We start from the raw sequence: 23,268 nt of genomic DNA on the forward strand, positions 1-23,268 counted from the left end.
CGGAGAGGAGACGAAGGTGTCGCAGTGCGCGTGCCGGACCACCACGCCGGCCGTGTCGCCCACGGTGATGGCCAGAGCGTGGCAGGCGCGGTCCCGGTTGTAGGCGCAGTCCTCGGCCACGCACTCGTGCACGGCGGGCATTTCCATGACAGCGGTCTCCTCGCAGCAGTGTGTCTCTCCGGCTTGCCCACGGGCGAACGACAGGCGGCTGACGTGGGCATGGCCCATCTGGTCCAGCGTGGCCGCCGGCACCATCGGTGGCCAGCGGACTTGCGCCGAACGAGGGGCAGTGCCCGTCGGCCGTCGCGCGGACCCCGAACGGACGGCATCCGTCATTCACGAGGGGTGGGGGCCGGATGACGGCGCCGAAGCCGAAGGATTCGCGGTGGTGTGCGCTTCCGAGGTGCGGCGGCGGTGTGCGCTTCCGAGGTGCGGCGGCGGTGTGCGCTTCCGAGGTGCGGCGGCGGCGTCCGTGCCCAACGGTGGGTGGAGGAAGAAAGAGTCCCATGCCCTGCGCGCCGTGGACGGCGATGATGGTGACGGTGGCTGATCGCAGCACCGGTGAGGAGGCATGCGATGGGCATCGAGCCGGAGCCGGCCCCCCAGATCGTGGTGGGCGTCGATGGCTCCGAGCCGTCGAAGGCCGCCCTGCGGTGGGCGGCGCGGCAGGCCGCTCTGACGGGCGGCGTGGTCGAGGCAGTGACCGCCTGGCAGTATCCGCAGTGGTACGGAGCGGGCCCCGCGGTCGCCGGGTTCGACTTCGCGGACAACGCGGCAAAGGTCCTGATCCAGGCGCTCGACGAAGCCCCCGGCGCTGACCGGCCGGTCGAGATCCGGGTCCGGGTTGTGCACGGGCACCCGGCAGAGGTGTTGCTGGGCGCCGCCCGCGGGGCGGAGCTGCTGGTCGTGGGGAACCGGGGGCACGACGGATTCACCGAGGCGCTGCTGGGCTCGATCAGCCGGCACCTCGTCCAGCATGCCGCGTGCCCGGTGGTCGTCATCCGCGGCCCCGCCGACGCGGCATCGGGGTGAGTCGGCGCGGCGGGAGGGAGACGTTCGCCGCGCTGCGGGTGCCGAACTTCCGGCTGTACTTCGCCGGGCAGTCCGTCAGCCTGGTCGGCACCTGGATGCAGGCCGTGGCCCAGTCCTGGCTGGTGCTCCAGCTGACCGGCTCGGGCACGGTGCTCGGGCTGGTGGTCGCCGCGCAGTTCCTGCCGGTGCTGCTTCTCGGCCCGTACGGCGGACTGATCGCCGACCGCGCCGACAAGCGCCATCTGCTGATGGCCACCCAGACCGCCCTCGCGGCCCTGGCCCTGCTACTGGGCCTGCTGACCGCCACTCACCTCGTACGGCTGTGGATGGTCGTGCTCCTGGCCGTCGCGCTGGGCACCGTCAACGCGGTCGACAACCCCACCCGGCAGACGTTCGTGCCCGAGGTGGTCGGGCCGCACCTGCTGCGCGGCGCCGTCAGCCTCAACAGCGTGATGACCAACACCGCCCGGGCGATCGGCCCGGCACTCGCCGGCGTCCTGATCGCCTCCGTCGGGGTGGGTGTGTGCTTCTTGGTCAACGCCGCCAGCTTCGCCGCGGTACTGCTTGCCCTGCGCATCATGCGCACCGGCCGGCTCCAGCCGAGCCCGGCGCTGCAGAAGGCGCCCGGACAGCTGGCCGCGGGCCTGCGCTACGTGCGCGGCACCGCGGGACTGTGGGCGCCGCTGGCCATGATGGCCCTGATCGGCACACTCGCCTACGAATTCCAGGTGGTCATCCCGCTGCTTGCCCGCACCGGGGCGCACGGCGACGCACGCACCTACGGATTCATGGCCTCCGCCATGGGCCTCGGCGCCGTGGCCGGCGGCCTGACCGTGGCCGCCTACGGGCGGGCCGGGGTCGTCCCCCTGATCGGGGCCGCTGCCTCCTTCGCCGCCGCGCTGACCGCGGCGGCGGCGGTCGCTCCCTGGCTGCCCGTCGAACTGGCGGCCCTGGCCTGCGTCGGCATGGGAGGCACCGTGTTCCTGGCGACCGGGAACACCACCCTCCAACTGGTCGCCGACCCGTCCTTCCGGGGCCGGGTGATGGCGCTGTGGTCGGTCACCTTCCTCGGCAGCACGCCCGTCGGCGGGCCCATCGTCGGCGCTGTCTCCGAGTACCTGGGCCCCCGTGCCGGGCTGGGCCTCGGCGCCGCGGCCTGCCTGGCCGCGGTCGTCCTCGGCCTGCTCGTCCTGCCCCGTGTCCCCCCACGGCATCGCTTCCTGGAAACCCGGGCCGCGCCAGAGCCCCCGCCGGCCCTCACCGAAACCGACCGCACCTGATCCCCCGCGGGGTCGGCAACCGCACGAACCGACGGCCCCCAGGAGGGCTGGTAACTGCTCGCCGGGGAATGCACACGACGAGGCCGAGTCGGCTCGATCGTGTGATGGTTCGTTCGCGAGCTCATGGTGCCCCGGGCCGGCTGGGTTGACGTGAGCGTGCGATCCGGGACGCCGGGTAGGGCGCCGGCGTGCTGGCCGCCGTGGTCGTGGCGCCGACCCTGGCCACCAGCCGTACGACCTTCGCCCCGCAGACGGGCGGTCTGCCCGTCTGGGGGCTGGTCCTCGCACTCGGCATCGGTGTCGTGATCGCCCGCAGAGGCGCGTACTCCGCGCTGGGAGCCCATCGATGACCATCGGAAAGGAACACCACATGACGTCCGCCATGAGCGCGGCCGACATCGCACCGACGGCCTACGCCTGGGAGATCCAGGCCACCGGGCTGAAGGTCGGGGTCGGCAGGAAACGGATGGCCGTCGACGGGCTGCCCATCCTGGCCGACAAGGGATACATCGGCGCCGGCATCCTCCTTCCGGTCCTCCGTCCCAAAGGCCGGTCGGAGCAGGCTCTGCACACCGACACGCGAACCACCAACAGCCTGATCAGAGGCATCCGAGCTCTCGGCGAACGCGCCGCGGCCGAGATCAAGCAGCGCCGGCGCACGCTGCAACACGTCACCCTCAGCCCCAGCCGGATCGGCGACATCGCCCGCGCCGCCCTCGCCCTCAACGAAATCTGGAGGTGATCAACGCTGAGAAACCGTCACTGACGACCGAGGAGGACCAGGAGCGGCCGGCTGAGTGGCCGGCCGCTGAGCTGTGTCCTGTGGAGCTCTCGCGGGATCGGCTGGCGGCAGCGGTCACCAGCTGATGCTGGCCGCCACCGGCAGATGGTCGCTACCGGTGGCCGGCAGGACCCACGAGTTCTTCGGCTCCACGCCCCTCACCAGGATCTGATCGATCCGCGCCATCGGGAAGGACGCCGGCCAGCTGAAGCCGAAGCCGTCCCCGGCCGCTTCCTGGGCCGAGTGCAGCTGCGAGGTGAGGCCGTCGAACGCGCGGTCGTCGGTGGTGCCGTTCATGTCACCGAGCACCACCACCCGCTCGTTCTGCTCAGCGGCGACGGCCTTGGCGAGCGCGACCGCGCCGACGTCGCGCGAGTCCGTCCAGAAGCCGTGCCTGGGCATCAGCCGTACCGACCCCAGGTGCGCCACGTACACCACCAGCGGCCCCTGGTCCGTGGCCACCGTGGTGCGCAGCGCCCGGGGCGGGTCCACAGGGAGGTCCTCGGCCCGCCGGGTTTCCGCCAGCGGCCCGGCATTGCCCCGCAGGACGTTGACCGGCCGGGAGTCCGACAGTGGCAGCTTGCTCCACAGCCCGACCGTGCCCTGCACCGTGTGGTACGGGTACGCCTTCGCCAGCTCCTTCCCGTACGCGACCGCGGCCTGCGAGGTCATCTCCTCGAGCGCCAGCAGGTCCGCCCCGGAGGCGGCCAGGTCGCGGGCGGTGCCGGCCGGGTCGGGGTTCTCGGCGTTGACGTTGTGGCTGACCACGGTGAGGTCGCCGCCCGGCTGGGACTTGTCGAAGAGCAGTCCGCCGAAGAGGCTCAGCCACGCCACGACCGGCAGCAGCAGCGCGACCACCGCCGCGACGGAGCGGCGCCACAGCGCCCCGGCAAGGAGCACCGGGATGAACAGGCCGAACCACGGCAGGAACGTCTCCACCAGGCTGCCGAGACCGCCCCTGTCCGTGATCTCCGCATGCAGCAGCATGAGCAGGCCGAGCACCAGCGCCAGCGCCGCGAGCACCAGGCCGCGTTTCCACGGGTACGGCCCAGAGAGGCTGCGGATCGCCCGGCGGATACGCGCACGCCTGGCACCCGAGCCGGTGTCCCCGCGAACAGCGCCGCACTGCCCGGCCTGAGCCGTGTCCAGGATCTCGGCGCGCTCCTCGGCGTCGCCCCGCTGCCGCGCATCCGGAACTTCTCGTAGTGCTTCACTCACTGATCAGATGTCCTTCGGGGAAAGTGCTGGTGGTGCGGGTAGTTGAACGGCGATACGGAGTCCGCCCTCAGCGCGCGGGGTGATGGTGAGGGACCCGTCGTGCACCTCGGTGATCCGCTGGACGATGGCCAGGCCGAGTCCGACACCTGCGTGGTCGTTGCGCATACGTTCGGTGGCGCGCTGAAACGGCTCGGTGAGAGTCGAGACCAACTGCGGGGGGAGCTTCTCGCCGCTGTTCTCGACCGTGAGCACCACGGTCTCGGGGCCGGCGCCGGTCCCGACCCACATCGTGCCCTTGTCGGACAGGTTGTGCACGATCGCGTTGTGCACAAGGTTCGTCGTCAACTGCAGCAGGAGCGCCTGCGAACCGAAAGCCGGGGCGATGTCACCGGAGGTCTCGATGGTGACACCGCGCTTCTCGGCGAGCGGGAGCAGTGTCTCGGTGGCCTCTTCCACGAGCAGGGAGAGGTCGACAGGTTCTCGGGTGAAGGACCTCTGGTCGGCGCGGCTGAGCACGAGCAGCGCCTCGGTGAGGTCGATCGCCCGGGTGTTGACGGCGTGCAGGCGGTTGATGATCTCGCCGAGGTCCTGCGTCGGATCGTTGCGGGCCACGTCGAGAAGCGTCTGCGAGATCGCCAGCGGGGTGCGCAGTTCGTGCGAGGCGTTGGCCGCGAATCTCCGCTGCTCGGCTACGTGCGCTTCGAGGCGGGCGAGCATCGTGTCGAAGGCGTCGGCGAGTTCACGGAACTCGTCCTTGCGGCCCGGCAGCCGGATCCGGTGGGAGAGTGATCCTTTCGTGGCCATGCTTGTGGCGTCCGTGATGCGGGTCAGCGGGGCGAGCATGCGGCCGGCGAGAATCCACCCGCCCACTAGACCGAACACCAGCAGGAACGCCAGTACTGCGGCTGCCCTCGGAGCGAAAACGTCCAGGAGGGCGGACCGGACGGGAAAAACACCCTTGAGCTTGTCATCGGGGTTGATGAGCATCGCACGATCGGGGACGTAGCGCAGGAGGAACACCCACACCGCCGCGAACAGCAGGAGGCCGGCGAACATGAGGAATCCGGCGTAGCTGAGGGTGAGCTTGAAGCGAACGCTGAACCCAGGCTGCCTAGCCACGGTCCCCTCCCTCGTGGCCGGCCGCTGGTTGCGTGTCGATGCGGTACCCGGAGCCGGGCACCGTGGCAATGACCCAGGGTTCACCGAGCCGTTTGCGCAGTGCCGAGACCGTGATGCGTACGGCATTGGTGAACGGGTCCGCGTTCTCATCCCATGCCCGCTCCAGAAGCTCCTCGGCACTGACGACACCGCCTTCGGCGGCGACGAGGACTTCGAGCACGGCGAACTGCTTCCTGGTCAGCGCGACGTAGTGGCCGTCGCGGTGGACCTCGCGGCGGAACGGATCAAGTCGCAGGCCCGCGATCTCCCGCACTGGCGGCCTGTTGTGTGCACGTCTGCGGTCGAGTGCTCTGAGCCTGAGCACGAGTTCCTGGAGCTCGAACGGCTTGGTGAGGTAGTCGTCGGCGCCGAGTTCGAACCCGGAGGCCTTGTCGTCGATCCGGTCGGCGGCGGTGAGCATGAGGATCGGCATGCCGCTGCCGGAGGCGACGATGCGTTTGGCGACCTCGTCGCCGGAAGGGCCGGGAATGTCGCGGTCGAGGACGGCGATGTCGTAGGCGTTGATGCTCAGCAGTTCCCAAGCGGTGTCACCGTCACCGGCGATGTCGGACGCGATCGCTTCCAGGCGTAGGCCATCGCGGATGGCTTCTGCCATATAGGGCTCGTCCTCGACGATCAACACTCGCATGCTCCGAGGGTACGAGTCGCCACATATCCTCGGCATATCGAAAACCACATAGGTGCCGGCACCACCGCATTGCCGTGACCGCGGGTAGGACCTACGGCGGCAGAGCATGAAAAGGCCCCTGCCGGACGCGCCGGACGCGGTCGACCGTCCGTCACAGCCCTCGTCGCCGTCAGCCTCGATCGTGCATGACGGTCTGCCGACGGAGTCGGCAGACCGTTTCCGTTTCCGTGGTCGGTGGTGGCCAAACGGAATTCACACCGTCCACCGAACGCGTCCGTACGCTGACTCACCGTACGGGCGGTGCGCCTCGTGACTCATCCCGCGCACCCGCCACAGTGCCCCCATGAGCACAGCCTCGCCCCAGCTTCCCGCCTCCGTACGGACGTTCGCACAGCAGCTGTCGTCCACCCACCGCGGTGCCCGCCTCGCCCGGCTGCTCACCTACGAGCAGCTGCGCGCCCGGCAGACGTCACCCGACGTCACCGACCGCGCGGAGCAGATCGTCGCGGAGCCGGCCGCCAACTCGGTGCTGCACGGCCGGATCCAAGGCCGCGACTTCCGCCTCACCCTCACCCACGCCCCGGTCGCCGGCGTCCTCCGCATCGCGGTCACGGACGCCCGCGGGGACCGGCTCCCCTCCCCCGCGACGGACACCGCCACGCCGCCGCACAGTGAGTCGGGCCGTGGCCCGCCCATCGTCGCCGCCCTCGCCGACCGCTGGGGCACGGAACCGTATCCGCCGGGCGGCAAGACCCTCTGGGCCGAGTGCGTTTCCTGAGCGGCTGATCATGTCCACCGACGTACTCGATGGGGTGAGGTCGTCGTCGCTCGGGTCTCCCACCAGGAACTGGAGCAGTATGGTCGACGGTATGGCAACCAAGAAGTACACCGTCACGCTCCCCGAGGAGCTGGCCGAGGCCATCCGGGCCGAAGTGGGTCACGGCGGGTTCAGCCGCTATGTCACGCAGGCCATAGAGCGCCGACGGGAGCAGGAACGGCTCGGCGAGCTCGTTGACTGGCTGGAGACGGAATACGGCCCCGTCACCGAGGAGGAACTGGCCGCCGCCGAGGCCGAACGCCGGCAGATCGAGCACGCCCATGCGGAGCGGGTCCGCGCGGAGCGTGTCACCGAGCAGCAGGAGGTCGGACAGGCCAAGGCCCCTCAGGAGCGGGACGTCGCATGAAGAACGCCGTCTATCTACTCGACTCCGAAGGCTTGTCCCAGACCGTGTGTGGGGCCACCGCCATGAAAGGACGCCTCAAGGCGGCCCAGCTCGCCGGCGTCCGAGTGATGACCACGTCGATGACCTTGATCGAGGCGTACGACGTGCGAACCTATCTCCCGGCGTGGCACTGGGCGCTCTCCCGGGTCCACGTCGAGCCGGTGACCGAGGACATCGCCCAGGAGGCGATCGGCCTGCTCAAGGAGGCCGGTCTGCATGGTCACAAGTACGCCATCGACGCGGCCCTGGCCGCCGTCGCCCTGCGACAGCCGGGGCCGGTCACCGTCTTCACCTCCGACGAGGACGACCTGCGCAAGCTCTGCGGCGACCGCGTCGTCGTCATGAGTCTGTGACAGCTCGGACAGCAACGCCGTCGCGTTCACGTCCGTGAGCGGTTCGTGAGCCCGTGTTCGAAGAGCGGGGCCTGCAGGTGTTCCGCGATCACGCCTGTGCCCGACGCACCGGCGAACCCTTCGCCAGGGCACTCGTACGCCGCGATGGACCGCTGACAGGCCGTGTCACGCAGGAGGTGACGGGTACCTGGAGCGGGCCAAAAATCCCCGCCGACCCCGGAGGGAAGACGCATGCTCTCCGACACGTCCCGTCCCGTCCCGTCATCACCACCACGCTCCCCGTGGTCGCCGACCACATCGGTGAGATCGCCCAGCGCTTCTACCGGCATCTGTTCTCCGCGCATCCCGAACTCCTCGACGGCGTCTTCAACCGCGGTAACCAGGCGCACGGCCATCAGCAGCGGGCCCTGGCCGGCTCGGTGGCCGCGTTCGCGACGACCCTGGTGGAGACACCGGAGCGGGTGCCGGAGCAGCTGCTGCGCCGGATCGCCCACAAGCACGCCTCGCTCGGTATCCGCCCGGACCAGTACCAGGTCGTCCACGACCACCTGATGTGGGCGATCGGCGACGTCCTGGGCGACGCGGTCACCAAGGAGGTCGCCGCGGCCTGGGACGAGGTGTACTGGCTGATGGCCAACGCCCTGATCAACCAGGAGCGCGGCCTCTACAGCGCCCGCGGGGTCCGGCCGGAGACGGTCTGGCGGGACTGGCAGGTGGAGCGGAAGATCAAGGAGACCGACGATGTGGTCACCTTCGTGGTCAAGCGGAACGACGACCGCCTGGTGAAGACCTCACTGCCGGGCCAGTACGTCACCGTCCGGATGCGGATGCCCGACGGGAAGCTCCAGCCGCGCCAGTACAGTCTGACCCGCGCCGACGACGGCGAGCACCGCCAGTTCTCGGTGAAGCGGGTGCGTGGCGAGGGCGGCGACCCCGACGGCGAGATGTCGGCGCTGCTGCACGACTCCGTGGGGGTGGGCGACGTCCTGACGCTGTCGCTGCCGTACGGCGACGTGGTGCTCGACGACTCGGGGCGGCCGGTGGTGTTCGCCAGCGCGGGCATCGGGATCTCCCCCATGGCGGGCATGCTGTCGCACCTGGTCGCGGCCGGTTCCGGGCTGTCGATCACCTTTCTCCACGCCGACCTCGACGAGGCGTCCTTCCCGCTGCGGCGGCAAGTGGTCAACGACGTGCTGGCGCTGCGGGACGCGCGGATGTACCTCTGGTACGAAAAGGGCGCGCACAGCCTCGAACCAGTGGCCGGCGTCTTCGAGGGTCAGATGGACCTGACCGCCGCCGACGTCCCCGACGAGGCCCTCTACTACCTGTGCGGGCCTCTGCCCTTCATGCAGGCCGTACGAAGCCGGCTGATCGAGCGCGGGGTCGCCCCGCGCGACATCCAGTACGAGGTCTTCGGCCCCGACCTGTGGCAGGCCGACCTGGACTGACCGTCGTGGCCACGGCACCACGACCACGCCCCTCCCGCCGGTCTCATCGGCAACCTGGTGGAGGACTACGGGGACCGGTGACGGTCGGCCGAGGAGGCCGAGCCCGCACCCGGCGCCCCGGGGCGGTGTCCCGGCGCTGGTCGGCGTACCGGGATCCGCCGGGCGCGGTCAGGGCACACGGACTGCCGAGATGTCGAACTCGAGCTCGATCTTCTCGCTGACCATCAGGCCACCGGTCTCCAGCATCGCGTTCCAGGTGAGGTCCCACTGGGTGCGGTTGACGATGGCCGTGCCGTCGAAGCCGATCCGCTCGACGCCGAAGGCGTCGACCACCAAGCCCGTGTAGAGGAGGTCAATGGTGATCGGATGCGTGCGGCCCTTGACGGTGAGGGCGCCCGTCATCTGGAAGCGGTCTTCACCGACCTGCTCGATGTAGGTGCTGCGGAAGGCGATGGTCGGGTAGCGCTCGACGTCGAGGAAGTCGGCGCTGCAGAGGTGACGGTCGCGCTGCGCGACGCGGGTGTCGACGGTGGCCGCCCGAACGACCACCCCGGCTCCGGAGCGTTCCGGTCGTTCACCGTCCAGGAGAAGCCAGCCGTCGAAGCCGGTGAAGCTCCCCCGGACCCGGGTGACCATGGCGTGCCGGGCGGCGAACCCGATGGTGCTGTGCGCCTGATCGAACAGCCATTCCCCGGAGAGCTGGGCCACGGAGGGGTCGGCAATGAACGTCCGGGCCCCTGTGCCCGTCGGCGGAGCTGGTGACGGTGTCGGCTTGGTGTCGGCAGACCGTGTGTTGCGGAAGAGGGAGCGGAGGACCATCAGATCTCCCGGTGAGGGGGCATGACAGCCGCACATACGGCTTCAGGAGACCGCCATTCAACAGGTGTAGGCCGCATCAAGACGATCCTGGCCGGATTCTTTCTCAAGTTGAGATCTTCGGCGTGGGCCGGGACCGGCGGCGTGGCTGGGGGGCCACGCCTTCGGCGGTCCGCCGTGAGCCGCGCTGAGGCCCCGGGCGCAGGCCCGGTGGATCCCGCGTGTGCGGACCTCGGCCCGCGCCACGGCGACGATCTCCCCGGCGACGGCCCGGTCCGGGTGGGCGTCCCGGTCGGCCCGGACCCGCACGATCCACCCGATGCGCCGCTGAGAACGCGCAGGGAGCGTTCCACCTCGTCGGCGAACAACATGGCCAGGGCGTGCCGGTGAGGTTGACGCGGTCACCGTTCCGGGCACAGCCGACGGCGGCGGCGATGATCGCGTGGCGCCGGTGGCGTAAAGCATCCGCTCGGTGACCGTGGTCCTGCCGGCGCCGACGTGGTGGGCGTCGGCCACCCCGTCGCAGAGCACCGATGGCACGCCGACGGGGCGCCGGGCGAGGCGCCGGAAGCTCAGGCGCCGGCTCGCCGCCACGCGCCCCGTCCCCTCAGCCGTGGCAGGACCCGGCGCCTCTTGCCGGAACGGTGCTTCAGCTGTTCCCGGCGAGGAAGGCGTCGACCTCTTCGCGGCGGGCGAGCGAGGGCTGGGCGCCCGCTCGTGTGGTGCTGATCGCCGCGGCGGCGCAGGCCCAGCGGGCGGCCTGCTCGAGGGCGCGGCCCTCCGCGAGGGCGACGGCGAGCGCGCCGCAGAAGGAGTCACCGGCGGCGGTGGTGTCCACGGGCCGGACGGTGAAGGCCGGGATGTGCAGGTGCGAGGCGCCTTCGAGGAGGAGCACCCCGTCGCCGCCGAGCGTGACGATCACCGCGCCCGCCCCGGTCAGTTTGCGGGCCGCGGCGACGACGTCGTCGATCGTCTCCGGCACGGGCGTGCCGGTGAGCGCCGCCAGTTCCGTGCGGTTGGGGACGAGCACGTCGACGTGGGGCGGCGGGACGGCGCCGGCGACGGCGGGGGCCGGGTTGTACAGCACGATGCCGCCGGCCAGCCGGGCGGCGGCGTGGTTGGCCTCGTCCGGGACCTCCTGCTGGAGGACGGTCACGGCCGCCTTCTGCAGCAGCCCTGCGGCGGCCTCGCAGTCGGCGGCGCCCAGGCGGGCGTTGGCACCGGGGCTGACGATGATGGTGTTCTCGCCCGCCGGGTCGACGGCGATCAGGGCGCGGCCGGTCGCCACGTCCGGGGTGCGGGTGATGTGCGTGGTGTCCACGCCCTCCTCCCGGACGGCGTCGAGCATGACACCGGCCGCGTCGTCCTCGCCGACCCGGCCGACGAAGGCGACGTCGCCGCCGAGCCGGGCGGCGGCGACCGCCTGGTTGGCGCCCTTGCCACCGGGGTGCTGGGCGATGCCACCGCCGAGGACCGTCTCGCCCGGCACAGGATGCTGGGGAACCGGTACGACGAGATCCAGGTTGAGGCTTCCGACGACTGCGATCACTGGTCTTCCTCTGGGGTGCGGGTGCTTCCGGGGTCCGGGGCCGAGGCGGCGCGGGGTGCGCTGGAGGCCCGTACGACGAGTTCGGGGGCGAGACGGATCGACCGTCGCGGCCCGTCCTTCTGCTCGGCCAGCCGATGGCCGAGCAGGTGCGCGGCCTCTGCGGCCAGTTCGCGCACGGGTTGGCGGACGGTGGTCAGGGCCGGGTCGGCGAGGTCCGCCATGGGGATGTCGTCGAAGCCGGTGACGGCGATCTCACCCGGGACGTCCACGCCGAGCTGCCGCAGCCGTTGCAGCGCGCCGACCGCGATGAGGTCGTTCGCGCAGACGACGGCGTCCGGCCGGGAGGGCAGGATCCGGTCCACCGCGGCCCGCCCCCACTCCAACGAGAAGTCGCCGAGTTCGACGCGGCCGGGGGCTTCCGGGTCCAGGGTACCGGCCCCCGCCTCGTACGCCGCGAGCCGCTCGACCGCCGCCGAGTCGGTTCCGGCCGCCCCTACGAAGCAGGGGCGACGGCGGCCGGTGGCGGCCAGATGGTCCAGGACGAGCGCCATGCCGACGGCGTTGTCGGTCGCGACCGAGTCGGCGATGCCGGGACCGCAGCCGCGGTCCAGCAGCACCAGCGGCACCTGGGCCACCGCGGTCGCCACCGCGTCCCGGCTGTGTCTCTCGTCGACGGGGATGACCAGCAGGGCGTCTACCTGCCGGTCCAGCAGGGCGGTGATCCGGGCCGCCTCGATCGCCGGGTCGTCGTCGCAGTCGGCGAGCAGCACGGCACGTCCCTCGGCGTGCAGGGCATGCTCCACCTCCCGCACGAGGGAGGGGAAGAAGGGATTGGTGATCTGCGGCAGGACGAGGCCGATGGTGCCGGTGGAGCGGCTGCGCAGGGCGCGGGCGACCTGGTTGGGCCGGTAACCGAGGCTCTCGGCCGCCTCCCTCACCCTGTGGGCGATCTCGGGACCGACCGGACGGGTTCCGGCCAGCACCCGGGACACCGTGGCGACGGAGCAGCCCGATGCGCGAGCCACCTCTTTCAGCGTGACCTCGGTCACTGTCCGACCCCCTTCACTCGGTTCGACTGCACCCTCGCTCGATGCGGATTTCACTGGCGGGAAGCAGCCTTCCGGGATTGTTCCGGCAAACGTTATCACCTGGCCACCATCAAGCCCCGGCTGATCCACCTTGATTGGTGAGAGGTCCGTCATTGACAACGGTGGATTCATGAGGAACTTTTTTGGAGAACGATTTCCTAACCGTTTCCAGGGAGGTGTGCAGCGGTGTTCACTCCGATCGTCGGCGACGACCCATCGCTCCGTGTCGCTGCCGTGACCCCGGTGACGGAGACCACCGCCGGCGCCGGGCATGTGAGTCGGCGCGCCCTCCGGTAGCAGCCCTCTCAGGCGCTCCAGAGATCCACTTCACCACCTTTCCGCCTTGAGCAAAGGGGCTCTCCCGATGGCCAAAAAGATCATCCTCGACTGCGACCCCGGACACGACGACGCCATCGCAATGCTGCTGGCGCACGGCAACCCCGACATCGACCTGGTCGCCGTCACGACCGTGGTCGGGAACCAGACGCTGGAGAAGGTGACCCGCAACGCCCTGTCCGTGGCGCGCATCGCCGGGATCACCGGTGTGCCCTTCGCCGCCGGCTGTCCGCGGCCCCTGGTACGGGCCATCGAAACGGCGCCGGACATCCACGGCGAGACCGGTCTGGACGGACCGGTGCTGCCCGAGCCGACCCTTGAGCTGGACCGCCGGCACGCCGTCGACCTCATCATCGACACGGTGATGTCGCACGAGCCCGGCGAGATCACCATCGTCCCGACGGCCGGCCTGACGAACATCGCCCTCGCCGCGCGCAAGGAGCCCCGCATTGTCGAGCGGGTCCGCGAGGTCGTCCTGATGGGCGGCGGCTACCACGAGGGCAACTGGAGCGCGGTCGCCGAGTTCAACATCATCATCGACCCCGAGGCCGCCCACATCGTCTTCAACGAGAGCTGGCCGGTCACGATGGTCGGTCTCGACCTGACCCACCAGGCCCTGGCGACGCCCGACGTCGTCGAGAAGATCGCCGCGGTCGGCACCAAGCCCGCCAAGTTCGTCGGCGAACTCCTGGACTTCTTCGGCGCCACCTACAAGGAGGCGCAGGGCTTCGAACACCCGCCCGTGCACGACCCGTGCGCGGTCGCGTACGTGATCGACCCGAACGTCATGACGGTGCGCAAGGCTCCCGTGGACGTCGAACTCACCGGCGGCCTGACCCTGGGCATGACCGTGACGGACTTCCGGGCCCCGGCCCCCGCCGACTGCCACACCCAGGTCGCGGTCGAGCTCGACCGCGAGCGGTTCTGGGACCTCGTGGTGGACGCCCTCGAGCGGATCGGGGACGTCGAGGCATGAGCGTGCCCACCACCACGAACCGGCCCGGCGTCTCGCCGGGCCGCCGCACGACCCGGGTGGGCGTGCTCATGGCCGCGCTCCTCGCCGCCTGTTTCGCCTTCCAGCTGAACGCGAGCATGCTCAGCCCCGCGCTGAAGAACATCGAGGAGAGCTTCGGCGCCAGCTCGGCCGAGATCGGCCTCACCCAGACCGCGTTCTTCACCTCGGCGGCACTGTTCTCGCTCTTCCTGCCCCGGCTGGGCGACGTCATCGGCCGGCGCAAGGTCCTGGCCGGCATGCTGGCCCTCATGGCCGTCGGCTGCGTCGTCGCCGCCCTGGCGCCGAGCGTGCCCGTGCTGTTCGTCGGCCGCATCATCCAGGGTGTGTCCGGCCCGGTCGTCCCCCTCTGTCTGATCATGCTGCGGCAGGAGGTGAGCGAACCGAAGAAGTACGGCACCCTGCTGGGCGTGATCACCGCCGTCAACGGCGGCATCGCCGGTATCGACGCCCTCGCCGGGGGCTTCCTCGCCGACAACTACGGCTTCCGGTCGGTCTTCTGGACGATGGCCGTCGTGTCGGTCCTGGCCACCGTGCTGGTCGCCACCCTGACCCCCGAGACCAAGGCACCCGCCGCGACCCGGATGGACTGGCCCGGCGTCGCACTCCTCGTCGCGTCGATCGGCTCGCTGCTCATCGCGCTGAACGAGGCCGGCAAGCTCGCCGACGCCGACTGGCTCCTCGTCGCGGCCCTCGTCGTCGTCGCGGCGGTCGCCTTCGGTCTGTTCTGGCGGACCGAGAACCGCAGCGGGCATCCGCTGGTCGCCACGCGGCACCTGAAGCAGCGCGCGACCTGGGCGACCCTGCTGACCACCCTGCTGACCATGACGGGCGTGTTCGCCGTCATGAACGGGCTGATCCCTGCCCTCGCCCAGGACGGCAACGCCGGACTCGGCATGTCCGCCGAACAGTCGGCGTGGTGGACCCTCACGCCGTACGCCCTGGCCGGCCTGGCCATGGGGCCCCTCGCGGGCCGGCTCGCCGCCACGCACGGGTACGGCCGCATCCTGCGGCTGGGGCTGGTCGGGGCCGTGGTCGCCGTGGTCCTCATGATCCTTACGGTCGACTCCCAGTCCCGCGTCATGCTGCTGCTGACCTCGATCCTGGTCGGCGTCGCCTACGCGGGCGTGGCGAACATCGTGCTCAACGGGCTCGGCATCGTCCTGTCCCCCAAGGAGAACCCGGGATTCCTGCCCGGCCTCAACGCGGGGGCGTTCAACCTCGGCGCCGGTCTCAGCTTCGCGTTGCTGTACGCGGTCAAGACGGCGACCCTGCCGGACGACCCCACGTCGCCCGCCGACTACACCGCCGGCATGATCGCCGGAGTGATCATCCTGGCCGCCGCCTTCGCGACGTCCTTCATGATCCCGAAGCCGGTGGAGGCCGAGACCCGCGACTGACAACTGATCCGGGTCTTCCGGCACCGCCGCGATCCGGCGGCCGCCGCACCCGAACGGCACTCCGGTGCGGCGGCATGACGACGGCCTGCGGCACGGGCCCGGGATTCCTCCCGGCCCGTGCCGCAGGCCGTTCGCCGTTCGCCGTTCGCTGTTCGCTGTTCGCTGTTCGCCGTTCGCCGTTCGGCTGTTCCGGGTCCGCCCCGGCGCGCTCCCGTCCACCGCGGCGCGCTCGCCCCGGGCCCGGAAGCACCAGCGGGGTCGGCCGTACTCGCCTGCGCGGCAGACGGATACGGTCCCGGGAAACCGGGCGCGCCGGAGTACGGCGGAGTCGACCACCAGTACGGAGTCGCTCTCGACCACCGTCCAGGCCGTCGACGTGGAGTCAGGGGCCGGCTCCCGTCACTCGCACGCCCGCGCGCTCAGCGCGCCGCGCCCGGCACCTCGGGTTCGTCCCACATCCTGGTACGCGCCGACTGGTAAGTGAGATACTTGAGAACCTCACGATGCCTGTACGGTACACACGACTCCCCCGGAGGGAGACGCCTGCTGCCGTGCGGGCCGTCGGCGCATACCGTCGGCGCCTGTTCTCCGCCCTCGTGCGAAAGACCGAGAAATGCCCGCACCCACCACCAACACAGCCCAGGCACCCGTCAACTCGCGGTCCCGCGTCCTCGTCGCGAGCCTCATCGGCACGACGATCGAGTTCTACGACTTCTACATCTACGCGACCGCCGCGGTCCTGGTCTTCCCCGCGCTCTTCTTCCCGAACAGCGACCCGACCACGGCGCTGCTGTCGTCGTTCGCCGTGTTCGGTGCCGCGATGGTCGCGCGCCCGATCGGTGCCGTCGTCTTCGGGCACCTCGGCGACCGGCTCGGCCGCAAGGGCACGCTGGTGGCCTCGCTTCTCACCATGGGCATCGCCACCTTCCTCATCGGCGTGCTGCCCACCTACGCGCAGGCCGGCTGGATCGCCACCGCGCTGCTGGTGCTGATGCGGCTCGCCCAGGGCTTCGCGCTGGGCGGCGAGTGGAGCGGCGCCGCGCTGGTCGCCACGGAGAACGCCCCGAAGAACAAGCGCGCCCTCTACGGCACGTTCCCGCAGCTGGGCGCCCCGCTCGGCTTCATCATCGGCAACGGCCTCTTCCTGCTCATCGGCGCGTTCCTGCCGTCCAGCGCGGGCGCCGATCCCTCGCAGCCCTCCGAGGCCTTCCTGACCTGGGGCTGGCGCATTCCGTTCCTGTTCTCGGCCGTGATGGTCGCGATCGGCCTGTGGGTGCGGATGCGCCTCGTCGAGGCGCCGGTCTTCTCCAAGACCCGTGAGGCCGGGCTGGTGCGGAAGCTGCCGCTGGCCACCGTCTTCCGCAGCCACTGGAAGCAGCTGGTCCTCGGCACCTTCTTCATGCTGGCGACATACGTGCTCTTCTACCTGATGACCACGTTCTCGCTGAGCTACGGCCGTACCGCGACGGACGCCGCTGTGCCCGGCCTGGGGTACAGCTACACCACCTTCGTCGTGATGATGATCTTCGGGGTGCTGTTCTTCGCCGCGTTCACCCTGATCTCGGGCCCGCTCGCCGACAAGTACGGCCGCCGCGCCACCCTGATCTGGGTCACCGCCGCGATCCTGGTCTTCGGGCTGGTGTGGGTGCCGCTGATCGGCATGGGCACGCTCGGCGTGGTGCTGTGGCTGGTGCTCGGCTTCACCCTGATGGGCATGACCTTCGGCCCGATGGGCGCACTGCTGCCGGAGCTCTTCCCGACGAGCGTGCGCTACACCGGCTCCGGCATCTCGTACAACGTCAGCTCGATCCTCGGCGCGGCCGTCGCCCCGTTCATCGCGGTGGCGCTGTGGGAGGCCGCCGACGGCTCGCCGTGGCTGGTCGGCGTCTACCTCTCCGCGATGGCGCTGCTGACCCTGGTCTCACTGCTCATCGGCAAGGAGACGAAGGACATCGCCCTCGACGAGGGCGAGACCCCCGTCGGCGTCGACGCCACCGCCGGCCAGGACGAGTCCCCCGCCGCCACCGTGGCCCCCTGAGCCGTCCGCGTCCCACCGTGTCCCTCTCCCCGTGCGGGGAGAGGGACACGGTGCCGTCTTCCCGGCTGCTTCGTGACCACAGAGAAAGGGCCGTCGGGGGCGGCTCCCGCTTTCGCGTCGTGGGAGCGGGTAGCGGGCGGCCTCACGCGAGGGGCGCCGGGGGCTCCACGTCCTCCACTTGCGGGAGCACCTCACTCGCGAGGAGTTCGAGGTGGTCGAGGTCGGTGAAGTCGGTCAGGCGCAGATGGATCCGGCTCGCGCCGATCGCGGCGAACTCGCCGAGCCGATCGACGAGCCGGGCCGGGGAGCCGACCACCGGGTCCTCCGGCGGCAGCGCGCTCTTGACGTGCAGCGGGGCGGCCCGCCGTCGCGCCTCCGCGTCGGTGCGGCCGATCGCGACCACGACACCGGCCGAGAGCACCAGCGGTGGCCGGCCGGCGTCGGCCCGCGCGGTCCGGTCGCATGCCTCGGCCACCCGCCGGTAGGCCCGCGCCGTCTCCGCCACCGACTTGAAGGGCATGTTGAACTCGTCGGCGTACCGGGCGGCCAGCTCCGGGGTGCGTCGAGGACCGCTGCCCCCGACGATGATCGGCGGACCCGGCACCTGCACCGGTTTCGGCAGGGCGGGCGCGTCGACCAGCCGGTAGTGGTCACCGCGGTGGCTGAAACCCTCACCGACCGGAGTCCGCCACAGACCTGTGATCACGGCCAGTTGCTCCTCCAGCCGGTCGAAGCGCTCCTCAACGGCCGGGAACGGAATGCCGTACGAGATGTGTTCCCGTTCGTACCAGCCGGCGCCGATGCCCAGCTCCACCCGCCCGCCGCTCATCCGGTCGACTTGTGCCACCATCACGGCCAGCGGGCCGGGGAACCGGAAGGTGGCCGAGGTGACCAGGGTGCCCAGCCGGATCCGGGAGGTCTCCCGGGCGAGCGCCCCCAGCGTCAGCCACGCGTCGGTGGGGCCGGGCAGCCCGGGATCGGCGCTCATCGCCTGGTAGTGGTCGGCCCGGAAAAAACCCTCGAACCCGCCGGCCTCGACGAGGCGTACGAAGCGCAGCTGATCGTCGTAGTCGGCTCCGCGGTGGGGCTCGGTGAAGACGCAGATCCGCACGGTCATCGCCCTTCCCTCTCGGCCTGCGCCGACGCATCCGGTTCCATCAGCAGGTCGTACAGTTCGGCGTTGCACCGGGCCACTTCGCCGAGATGCGCGGTGCGGCCCAGCGCCCTGGGCCGGGGGATGCCTATGTCGACCACCTCGCGGATCCGTCCCGGGCGCGGGCTGAGCACCACCACGCGGTCGGCGAGCAGCACCGCCTCGTCGATCGAGTGGGTGACGAAGACGACCGTGGCGGAGTTCTCCCTGTGGACCCGTTGCAGTTCCGCCGCGAGTTCCGCGCGGGTGAGCGCGTCGAGGGCGGAGAACGGTTCGTCCATGAGCAGGACGCGGGGCCCGCCGATCAGCGACCGGCACAACGAGACACGCTGTTGCATACCGCCGGAGAGTTCGTGCGGCCGGTGCTTCTCGAAGCCGGCCAGACCTGCCGTCTCCAGCAGCCGGTACGCCCGGTCCCGGTGCTCGGCCTTGCGCCGGCCGAAGATCTCGACGGGCAGCAGGACGTTGTCGAGAACGGACCGCCAGGGAAGCAGGGCCGGCCGCTGGAACAGCATGGCGACGTCCCGCCGGGCTCCGGTGACCCGTTCGCCGCCGATGGTGATCTCGCCCTCGGAGGCCGGCAGCAGTCCGGCGATCAGCCTGAGCAGGGTGGACTTCCCGCACCCGGACCGGCCCACCACCGCCACGAACTCGCCCTCGGCGATGTGGAGATCGATGCTCTGGAGTGCCACCGTGGAACCGGACCGACTGCTGAAGGTCCGGGACACACCGGAGATGCTGATCATCCGGAGCTCTCCCCCGTCCCCCGTCCACTGGCGACGAACAACGTCGGCCGATGCGTAACGCGCCGTCAGGTTAGCCGGATCGGCGGCTCGGCGGTACCTGTCGTCGTACCGGCAAGTTCTTCGCATCCGGTGTCACACGGGCGGGATTCTCGTACGCTGTCGCTCGCGCGAAGTGTCCTGCACTGCGGCGGTTTCCTTACGCCGTTCCGTCTCGACGCCCCTCGCCGGCCCGGGCCGGCGGTCGGAAAGGACAACACGGTGCACATGAGCAGACTCGCCCGTACGGTCGCCGCGACGGCCCTGGCCACGGTGCTGACGCTGGTGGCGGGGTGCGATGGATCCGGCTCCGACACGGCTTCCGGTGCGAACGGCACGGCGGCGGAGAAGGAGAAGGTGACCTATCTGACCTCGTTCGGCAACTTCGGCCGGGACGCGTACGCCTGGGTCGCGAAGGACAAGGGGTTCTTCGAGGAGGCCGGCTTCGACGTGGAGATCAAGCCGGGCCAGGGCACCGGCGGCGTGATACCGGCCGTCGCGAGCGGCCGGGCGCAGTTCGGCCCGATCGACCTGACGGGCGGTCTGCTGCAGATGGGCAGTGGCCGGACGAAGGACTTCGTCGCGGTGGCCGCCATCCAGCAGCGCACCATGGCCGCGATCGCCACCACCGAGGGCAAGGGCATCGCCGTCCCGAAGGACCTGGAGGGCAAGCGGCTCGCCGACACACCCGGTTCCGTCGTACGGAGCCTCTTCCCAACGTACGCCCGAATGGCCGGGGTGGACGCCGGTGAGGTGACCTGGGTCAACGGCGACGCGCAGACCCTGATGGGCACGCTCGCCAGTGGCTCGGTGGACGGCATCGGCCAGTTCGTGGTGGGCAAGCCGACCATCGAGGCGGTGACCGGGAAGAAGGCCGTCCTCCTGCCGTACGGCGACGTGATGCCCGATCTCTACGGAAACGTACTGATCACCTCGACGAAGATCGCCGAGCAGAAGCCGGAGATGGTGAAGCGGTTCGCAGCCGCGCTGCTCAAGGGTCTGGAGTACAGCCTGGCCCACTCCGAGGAGGCCGCCGAGATCCTGGGACGGAACGTGGACGCCACGAACCCGGCTGCCGCGGCAGCCGAGTTGGACCTGATGGCCGCGTACGTGGCGCCTGGCGGTTCCGGCTCCACGATCGGGACACTGGACGCCGGGCGGGTCGCGAAGAGCATCGCGATCCTGCGGGAGGCGGATGCGTTGCCGCAGAACGTGACCCCTGAGCAGATCATCGACTTCGACCTCGCGCCGAAAGCCTGATCGCCTTGGCTGCCCGAACGTTCGCTCCCTGTCGGCGACCGGCGGAGAGCATCGGCGTCGTCGCCCCGGCTCCGTGCTGAGCGGCTCGGGGGAAAGGAGGGACCGGGCGGCCGAGGAGGGGACGACCGAACTCTCGGCACGGCGGCAGACCTCGGCGGCGGGCCCGGAGCCTGCGCCGGTTCCGGCGCCCGGCCCGCGGCGCGGGACGGGCGCCGGAACCGTGCTGCTGCCCCCGGCCGGGCTGCTCGTCGCCCTCGGCGTGTGGTGGCTGCTCACCTCGGTACTGACGGTGGTCCACCCGGCGCTGCTGCCTCCGCCAGGTGCCGTGCTCTCGGCCTTCACGGCGACCCCGGCCCGGTTCCTCGAGCACACCGGCGACACCACGGTGGAGACGGTCGCGGGCTTCGCCCTCTCCACCGTCTGCGGAGTTCTGATCGGGCTCTCACTGGCCGTCTCGCCTCTCCTGGAGCGGATGTTCACGCCGCTGCTGGTCGCCGTCAACGCGGTTCCGAAGATCGCGCTCGGGCCGCTGCTCGTGGGGGCGCTCGGCTGGGGGCAGAAGCCGGTCCTGACCATGGTCTTCCTGCTCTGCTTCTTCCCGATCGTGCTCTCCACCGCCACCGGCCTCACGTCGACCCCGGCGGACCTGGCCGAGCTGGCGCGCTCACTGGACGCCTCACGCTGGCAGATGTTCCGGAAGGTACGGCTGCCCGCCGCGCTGCCGCAGATCTTCGTCGGGCTGAAGGTGGCCATGCCGCTCGCCGCGATCGGCGCGGTCATCGGCGAGTTCCAGGCCGGTGAGAGCGGGCTGGGCTACCTGATCGTGCAGGCCAGCGGGGTCGGCGACGCCGCCGCCGCCTGGGTGGCGATCATCCTGATCGGGCTGATGAGTATCATGCTCTACTTCGCCCTGGTGCTGATGGAGCGGTTCGCGCTGCCATGGGTCCGGGAAACCACCACGCGCGACTGACCGCGGCCGGCCGGCCTTGTGCGGGGCCGTCTTGTGAGCTGGTCTTGTCCTGTGGACAGGCCTTGGGTGCCGGTCTTGTGTGCCAATGGACCCTCCACAGCGAAGTTCCCGCCTCAGGAACGGTCATGGAGACATGACGACGGCCGATACCTCACGAGTGAGTCAAAGAACGTGAGGGGGAGTAATAGTCAAGATCTGTGGATCGTTGAAGTTATCGTCCGATGCTCCGGAGCCATCGGATCTCGCCGTGGTGCCGTTCGTCGGTGGGTGTGAGCCCGGCGGCAGCGGCGACGGCGGCGGACGCCCGATGTTCGGGGTGGATGTGGGCCATGACGGTGTGCACCGGCTGCCGGCCTAGCCAGGCGACGAGTCCTTGGGCTGCTTCGGTGGCGATGCCTCTTCGCTGCCATGGGGTGCCCACCGCCCAGGCGATCTCGGCGACGGGGCCGTCGCCGGAGGGGCCGACCGTCGCCTGGACGGTGCCCGTCAGGCAGGACTCATCACGGAGCCGGATCACCCAGTTCAACCAGGAGACGGCCGGATCGGGAGAGCCCGCGGTCATGCGCTGGTAGCGCGAGCGCAGGGCTTGCGGGGTGTCCGGAGCGCCACCGGTGAAGGTGTGCAGGGCCGGGTCGGACAGCACTGCGGTCATCTCCTCGGCGTGCCCGACGTGCAGCGGTAGCAGGTCCAGCCGCCTGGTGCCGATGGCTTGAGCCGCGAGGGTGCTCACGCCGCGACCGCCTCGGGGCGTTCGACCAGCCGGCCGCGTTCGAAGCGGGCGCCGGCCCGGACGAGGGCGACGAGGTGGGGTGCGTTCACGGCCCGCCATCGCTGCTGGGCGGACTCGACGAGCTTGAACACCATGGCCAGGGCGGCGGTGCGGGAGCCGGCGCCGCGGGTGACCTTGGTCCGCAGCCGGACCGTGGCGAAGGTCGACTCAATCGGATTCGTGGTCCGCAGGTGGATCCAGTGCTCGGCCGGAAAGTCGTAGAACGCCAGCAATTGCTCCTGGTCGTCGGTGATCTTCTTGACCGCCTTGGGGAACTTCGCGCCGTAGAGCTGGGCGAACGTGGTGACCGCCGCCTCGGCATGGTCGCGGTCCTCGGCGTTGTAGATGTCCTGGATGGCCTTCTTCGCGCCGGGCTGCGCGGACTTCGGCAGGGAGTCCAGGACATTGGCCGTTTTGTGAACCCAGCACCTCTGCTCACGGGTGTCGGGGAACACCTCGGCCAGCGCCTTCCAGAAGCCCAGGGCACCGTCCCCGACCGCGAGCACCGGGGCGCGCATGCCCCGGCGGGCGCAGTCCCGCAGCAGGTCGGCCCACGACTCACCGGACTCGCGGTAGCCGTCCTGGAGCGCGACCAGCTCCTTGGAACCGTCGGCACGCACCCCGATGAGCACCAGGACGCAGGCCTTGGCCTCCTCCAGACGGACGTTGAGGTGGATGCCGTCGGCCCACACGTACACGTAGTCGACCTCCGCGAGGTCGCGGTCCATGAACGCGGCGTGGTCGGCCTGCCACTGCTGGGTCAGCCGGGTGACCGTCGCGGGAGAGAGCCCGGCGGAGGAACCAAGGAACTGCTCCAGGGCGGGCACGAAGTCGCCGGAGGACAGGCCATGCAGGTAGAGCAGCGGCAGCACCTCGCTGATCTTCGGCGACTTGCGGCACCACGGCGGCAGAATCGCGGAGGAGAACCGCTTGCGCTCGCCGGTGGCCTCGTC

The 23,268-nt window shown here is 70.6% G+C and carries 23 protein-coding genes and 1 pseudogene; 13 read left to right on the forward strand and 11 right to left on the reverse strand.

Translation table 11 applies throughout. The annotated features are described in order from the left end of the window. Positions 1-336, reverse strand: a 336-nt coding sequence (locus ACFP2V_RS23995) for a DUF1540 domain-containing protein (RefSeq protein WP_381216191.1), incomplete at its 3' end; no start/stop codon positions are given. A 240-nt stretch (positions 337-576) separates the two neighbouring features. On the opposite strand from ACFP2V_RS23995, the gene ACFP2V_RS24000 reads away from it, so the two are divergent. The 4 genes and pseudogenes from ACFP2V_RS24000 (at position 577) to ACFP2V_RS24015 (ending at position 3,054) form a co-directional block, all read left to right on the forward strand. After that, positions 577-1,032 carry a universal stress protein gene (locus ACFP2V_RS24000; RefSeq protein WP_381216194.1) on the forward strand — a complete coding sequence of 152 codons (456 nt, stop codon included), beginning with the start codon at positions 577-579 and terminating at the stop codon, positions 1,030-1,032. Beyond that, a complete protein-coding gene (locus ACFP2V_RS24005) occupies positions 1,029-2,312 on the forward strand; it encodes an MFS transporter (RefSeq protein WP_381216197.1) in 1,284 nt (427 codons plus the stop codon). The genes ACFP2V_RS24000 and ACFP2V_RS24005 overlap by 4 nt, the downstream gene beginning before the upstream one ends. Positions 2,313-2,500: 188 nt before the next feature. Next, positions 2,501-2,662 (forward strand): annotated as a pseudogene (locus ACFP2V_RS24010) (zf-HC2 domain-containing protein); the annotation flags it as partial. Then, positions 2,659-3,054 (forward strand): transposase family protein, encoded by a 396-nt coding sequence (locus ACFP2V_RS24015; protein ID WP_381216201.1) that lies wholly within the window; start codon positions 2,659-2,661, stop codon positions 3,052-3,054. The pseudogene ACFP2V_RS24010 and the gene ACFP2V_RS24015, both read left to right, overlap by 4 nt. 114 nt (positions 3,055-3,168) lie before the next feature. On the opposite strand, the gene ACFP2V_RS24020 is transcribed toward ACFP2V_RS24015, so the two are convergent. Genes ACFP2V_RS24020 through ACFP2V_RS24030 form a run of 3 tightly spaced genes read right to left on the reverse strand, consistent with a single transcriptional unit; the run spans position 3,169 to position 6,118 of the window. Then, the gene (locus ACFP2V_RS24020; RefSeq protein ID WP_381216204.1) at positions 3,169-4,311 is read right to left on the reverse strand and encodes an endonuclease/exonuclease/phosphatase family protein; all 1,143 of its coding nucleotides are present in this window, start codon (positions 4,309-4,311) and stop codon (positions 3,169-3,171) included. 3 nt (positions 4,312-4,314) lie between these two features. Then, the gene (locus ACFP2V_RS24025) at positions 4,315-5,430 is read right to left on the reverse strand and encodes a sensor histidine kinase (protein WP_381216207.1); all 1,116 of its coding nucleotides are present in this window, start codon (positions 5,428-5,430) and stop codon (positions 4,315-4,317) included. Then, positions 5,423-6,118 (reverse strand): response regulator transcription factor, encoded by a 696-nt coding sequence (locus tag ACFP2V_RS24030; protein ID WP_381216210.1) that lies wholly within the window; start codon positions 6,116-6,118, stop codon positions 5,423-5,425. Before ACFP2V_RS24030 ends, ACFP2V_RS24025 begins: the two co-directional genes overlap by 8 nt. A 343-nt stretch (positions 6,119-6,461) precedes the next feature. On the opposite strand from ACFP2V_RS24030, the gene ACFP2V_RS24035 reads away from it, so the two are divergent. The 4 genes from ACFP2V_RS24035 to ACFP2V_RS24050 all read left to right on the forward strand — a co-directional run bounded on the left by ACFP2V_RS24035 (position 6,462) and on the right by ACFP2V_RS24050 (position 9,142). Next, complete coding sequence (locus tag ACFP2V_RS24035; RefSeq protein WP_381216213.1) at positions 6,462-6,896, forward strand: ATP-binding protein; 435 nt, start codon at positions 6,462-6,464, stop codon at positions 6,894-6,896. 91 nt (positions 6,897-6,987) lie between these two features. Beyond that, positions 6,988-7,302: a hypothetical protein gene (locus tag ACFP2V_RS24040; protein ID WP_381216216.1), complete on the forward strand. Its 315-nt coding sequence runs from the start codon at positions 6,988-6,990 to the stop codon at positions 7,300-7,302. After that, a complete protein-coding gene (locus ACFP2V_RS24045; RefSeq protein WP_381216220.1) occupies positions 7,299-7,694 on the forward strand; it encodes a hypothetical protein in 396 nt (131 codons plus the stop codon). The genes ACFP2V_RS24040 and ACFP2V_RS24045 overlap by 4 nt, the downstream gene beginning before the upstream one ends. A gap of 281 nt (positions 7,695-7,975) precedes the next feature. Continuing rightward, on the forward strand, positions 7,976-9,142 hold the full coding sequence (locus tag ACFP2V_RS24050) for a globin domain-containing protein (protein WP_381216224.1): 1,167 nt from the start codon (positions 7,976-7,978) through the stop codon (positions 9,140-9,142). 168 nt (positions 9,143-9,310) lie between these two features. Here the strand turns inward: ACFP2V_RS24050 and ACFP2V_RS24055 are convergent, their stop codons facing one another. The 3 genes from ACFP2V_RS24055 to ACFP2V_RS24065 form a co-directional block, all read right to left on the reverse strand. Then, on the reverse strand, positions 9,311-9,850 hold the full coding sequence (locus ACFP2V_RS24055; protein WP_381216227.1) for a YceI family protein: 540 nt from the start codon (positions 9,848-9,850) through the stop codon (positions 9,311-9,313). Positions 9,851-10,607: 757 nt separating this feature from the next. Next, on the reverse strand, positions 10,608-11,507 hold the full coding sequence (gene rbsK / locus ACFP2V_RS24060) for a ribokinase (protein WP_381216230.1): 900 nt from the start codon (positions 11,505-11,507) through the stop codon (positions 10,608-10,610). Continuing rightward, entirely contained in the window at positions 11,504-12,532 is a 1,029-nt protein-coding gene (locus tag ACFP2V_RS24065) for a LacI family DNA-binding transcriptional regulator (RefSeq protein ID WP_381216233.1), read from the reverse strand. The genes rbsK and ACFP2V_RS24065 overlap by 4 nt, the downstream gene beginning before the upstream one ends. Before the next feature lie 427 nt (positions 12,533-12,959). Between ACFP2V_RS24065 and uriH the strand changes: the two genes are divergently transcribed. The 3 genes from uriH to ACFP2V_RS24080 all read left to right on the forward strand — a co-directional run bounded on the left by uriH (position 12,960) and on the right by ACFP2V_RS24080 (position 17,381). After that, on the forward strand, positions 12,960-13,907 hold the full coding sequence (gene uriH / locus ACFP2V_RS24070) for a uridine-preferring nucleoside hydrolase UriH (RefSeq protein ID WP_381216236.1): 948 nt from the start codon (positions 12,960-12,962) through the stop codon (positions 13,905-13,907). Next, positions 13,904-15,343 carry a uridine transporter UriT gene (gene uriT / locus ACFP2V_RS24075; RefSeq protein WP_381216238.1) on the forward strand — a complete coding sequence of 480 codons (1,440 nt, stop codon included), beginning with the start codon at positions 13,904-13,906 and terminating at the stop codon, positions 15,341-15,343. The genes uriH and uriT overlap by 4 nt, the downstream gene beginning before the upstream one ends. A 613-nt stretch (positions 15,344-15,956) precedes the next feature. Next, the gene (locus ACFP2V_RS24080; RefSeq protein ID WP_381216241.1) at positions 15,957-17,381 is read left to right on the forward strand and encodes an MFS transporter; all 1,425 of its coding nucleotides are present in this window, start codon (positions 15,957-15,959) and stop codon (positions 17,379-17,381) included. Positions 17,382-17,523: 142 nt separating this feature from the next. Here ACFP2V_RS24080 and ACFP2V_RS24085 read toward each other — a convergent pair whose 3' ends face one another. Together ACFP2V_RS24085 and ACFP2V_RS24090 are read right to left on the reverse strand one after the other, a co-directional pair. Further along, on the reverse strand, positions 17,524-18,498 hold the full coding sequence (locus ACFP2V_RS24085) for an LLM class F420-dependent oxidoreductase (RefSeq protein ID WP_381216244.1): 975 nt from the start codon (positions 18,496-18,498) through the stop codon (positions 17,524-17,526). Next, positions 18,495-19,280: an ABC transporter ATP-binding protein gene (locus ACFP2V_RS24090; protein ID WP_381216247.1), complete on the reverse strand. Its 786-nt coding sequence runs from the start codon at positions 19,278-19,280 to the stop codon at positions 18,495-18,497. Before ACFP2V_RS24090 ends, ACFP2V_RS24085 begins: the two co-directional genes overlap by 4 nt. Before the next feature lie 264 nt (positions 19,281-19,544). On the opposite strand from ACFP2V_RS24090, the gene ACFP2V_RS24095 reads away from it, so the two are divergent. Beyond that, positions 19,545-20,576: an ABC transporter substrate-binding protein gene (locus tag ACFP2V_RS24095; RefSeq protein WP_381216249.1), complete on the forward strand. Its 1,032-nt coding sequence runs from the start codon at positions 19,545-19,547 to the stop codon at positions 20,574-20,576. Positions 20,577-20,796: 220 nt separating this feature from the next. After that, positions 20,797-21,546: an ABC transporter permease gene (locus tag ACFP2V_RS24100; RefSeq protein WP_381216252.1), complete on the forward strand. Its 750-nt coding sequence runs from the start codon at positions 20,797-20,799 to the stop codon at positions 21,544-21,546. 211 nt (positions 21,547-21,757) lie between these two features. Here ACFP2V_RS24100 and ACFP2V_RS24105 read toward each other — a convergent pair whose 3' ends face one another. Next, complete coding sequence (locus ACFP2V_RS24105; RefSeq protein WP_381216255.1) at positions 21,758-22,276, reverse strand: GNAT family N-acetyltransferase; 519 nt, start codon at positions 22,274-22,276, stop codon at positions 21,758-21,760. After that, a partial coding sequence (locus tag ACFP2V_RS24110) for an IS256 family transposase (protein WP_381216258.1) occupies positions 22,273-23,268 on the reverse strand: 996 nt, incomplete at its 5' end. The genes ACFP2V_RS24105 and ACFP2V_RS24110, both read right to left, overlap by 4 nt.

Source organism: Streptomyces incanus (genome assembly GCF_042656345.1).
GTDB classification, from domain to species: domain Bacteria; phylum Actinomycetota; class Actinomycetes; order Streptomycetales; family Streptomycetaceae; genus Streptomyces; species Streptomyces incanus.

Bases quoted from the DNA above. Each gene is read 5' to 3' on its own strand.
- ACFP2V_RS24000 (WP_381216194.1), top strand. From the start codon at position 577: ATGGGCATCGAGCCGGAGCCGGCCCCCCAGATCGTGGTGGGCGTCGAT.
- ACFP2V_RS24015 (WP_381216201.1), top strand. From the start codon at position 2,659: ATGACCATCGGAAAGGAACACCACATGACGTCCGCCATGAGCGCGGCC.
- ACFP2V_RS24030 (WP_381216210.1), bottom strand. From the start codon at position 6,118: ATGCGAGTGTTGATCGTCGAGGACGAGCCCTATATGGCAGAAGCCATC.
- ACFP2V_RS24035 (WP_381216213.1), top strand. From the start codon at position 6,462: ATGAGCACAGCCTCGCCCCAGCTTCCCGCCTCCGTACGGACGTTCGCA.
- ACFP2V_RS24040 (WP_381216216.1), top strand. From the start codon at position 6,988: ATGGCAACCAAGAAGTACACCGTCACGCTCCCCGAGGAGCTGGCCGAG.
- ACFP2V_RS24045 (WP_381216220.1), top strand. From the start codon at position 7,299: ATGAAGAACGCCGTCTATCTACTCGACTCCGAAGGCTTGTCCCAGACC.
- uriH (WP_381216236.1), top strand. From the start codon at position 12,960: ATGGCCAAAAAGATCATCCTCGACTGCGACCCCGGACACGACGACGCC.
- uriT (WP_381216238.1), top strand. From the start codon at position 13,904: ATGAGCGTGCCCACCACCACGAACCGGCCCGGCGTCTCGCCGGGCCGC.
- ACFP2V_RS24080 (WP_381216241.1), top strand. From the start codon at position 15,957: ATGCCCGCACCCACCACCAACACAGCCCAGGCACCCGTCAACTCGCGG.
- ACFP2V_RS24085 (WP_381216244.1), bottom strand. From the start codon at position 18,498: ATGACCGTGCGGATCTGCGTCTTCACCGAGCCCCACCGCGGAGCCGAC.
- ACFP2V_RS24090 (WP_381216247.1), bottom strand. From the start codon at position 19,280: ATGATCAGCATCTCCGGTGTGTCCCGGACCTTCAGCAGTCGGTCCGGT.
- ACFP2V_RS24095 (WP_381216249.1), top strand. From the start codon at position 19,545: ATGAGCAGACTCGCCCGTACGGTCGCCGCGACGGCCCTGGCCACGGTG.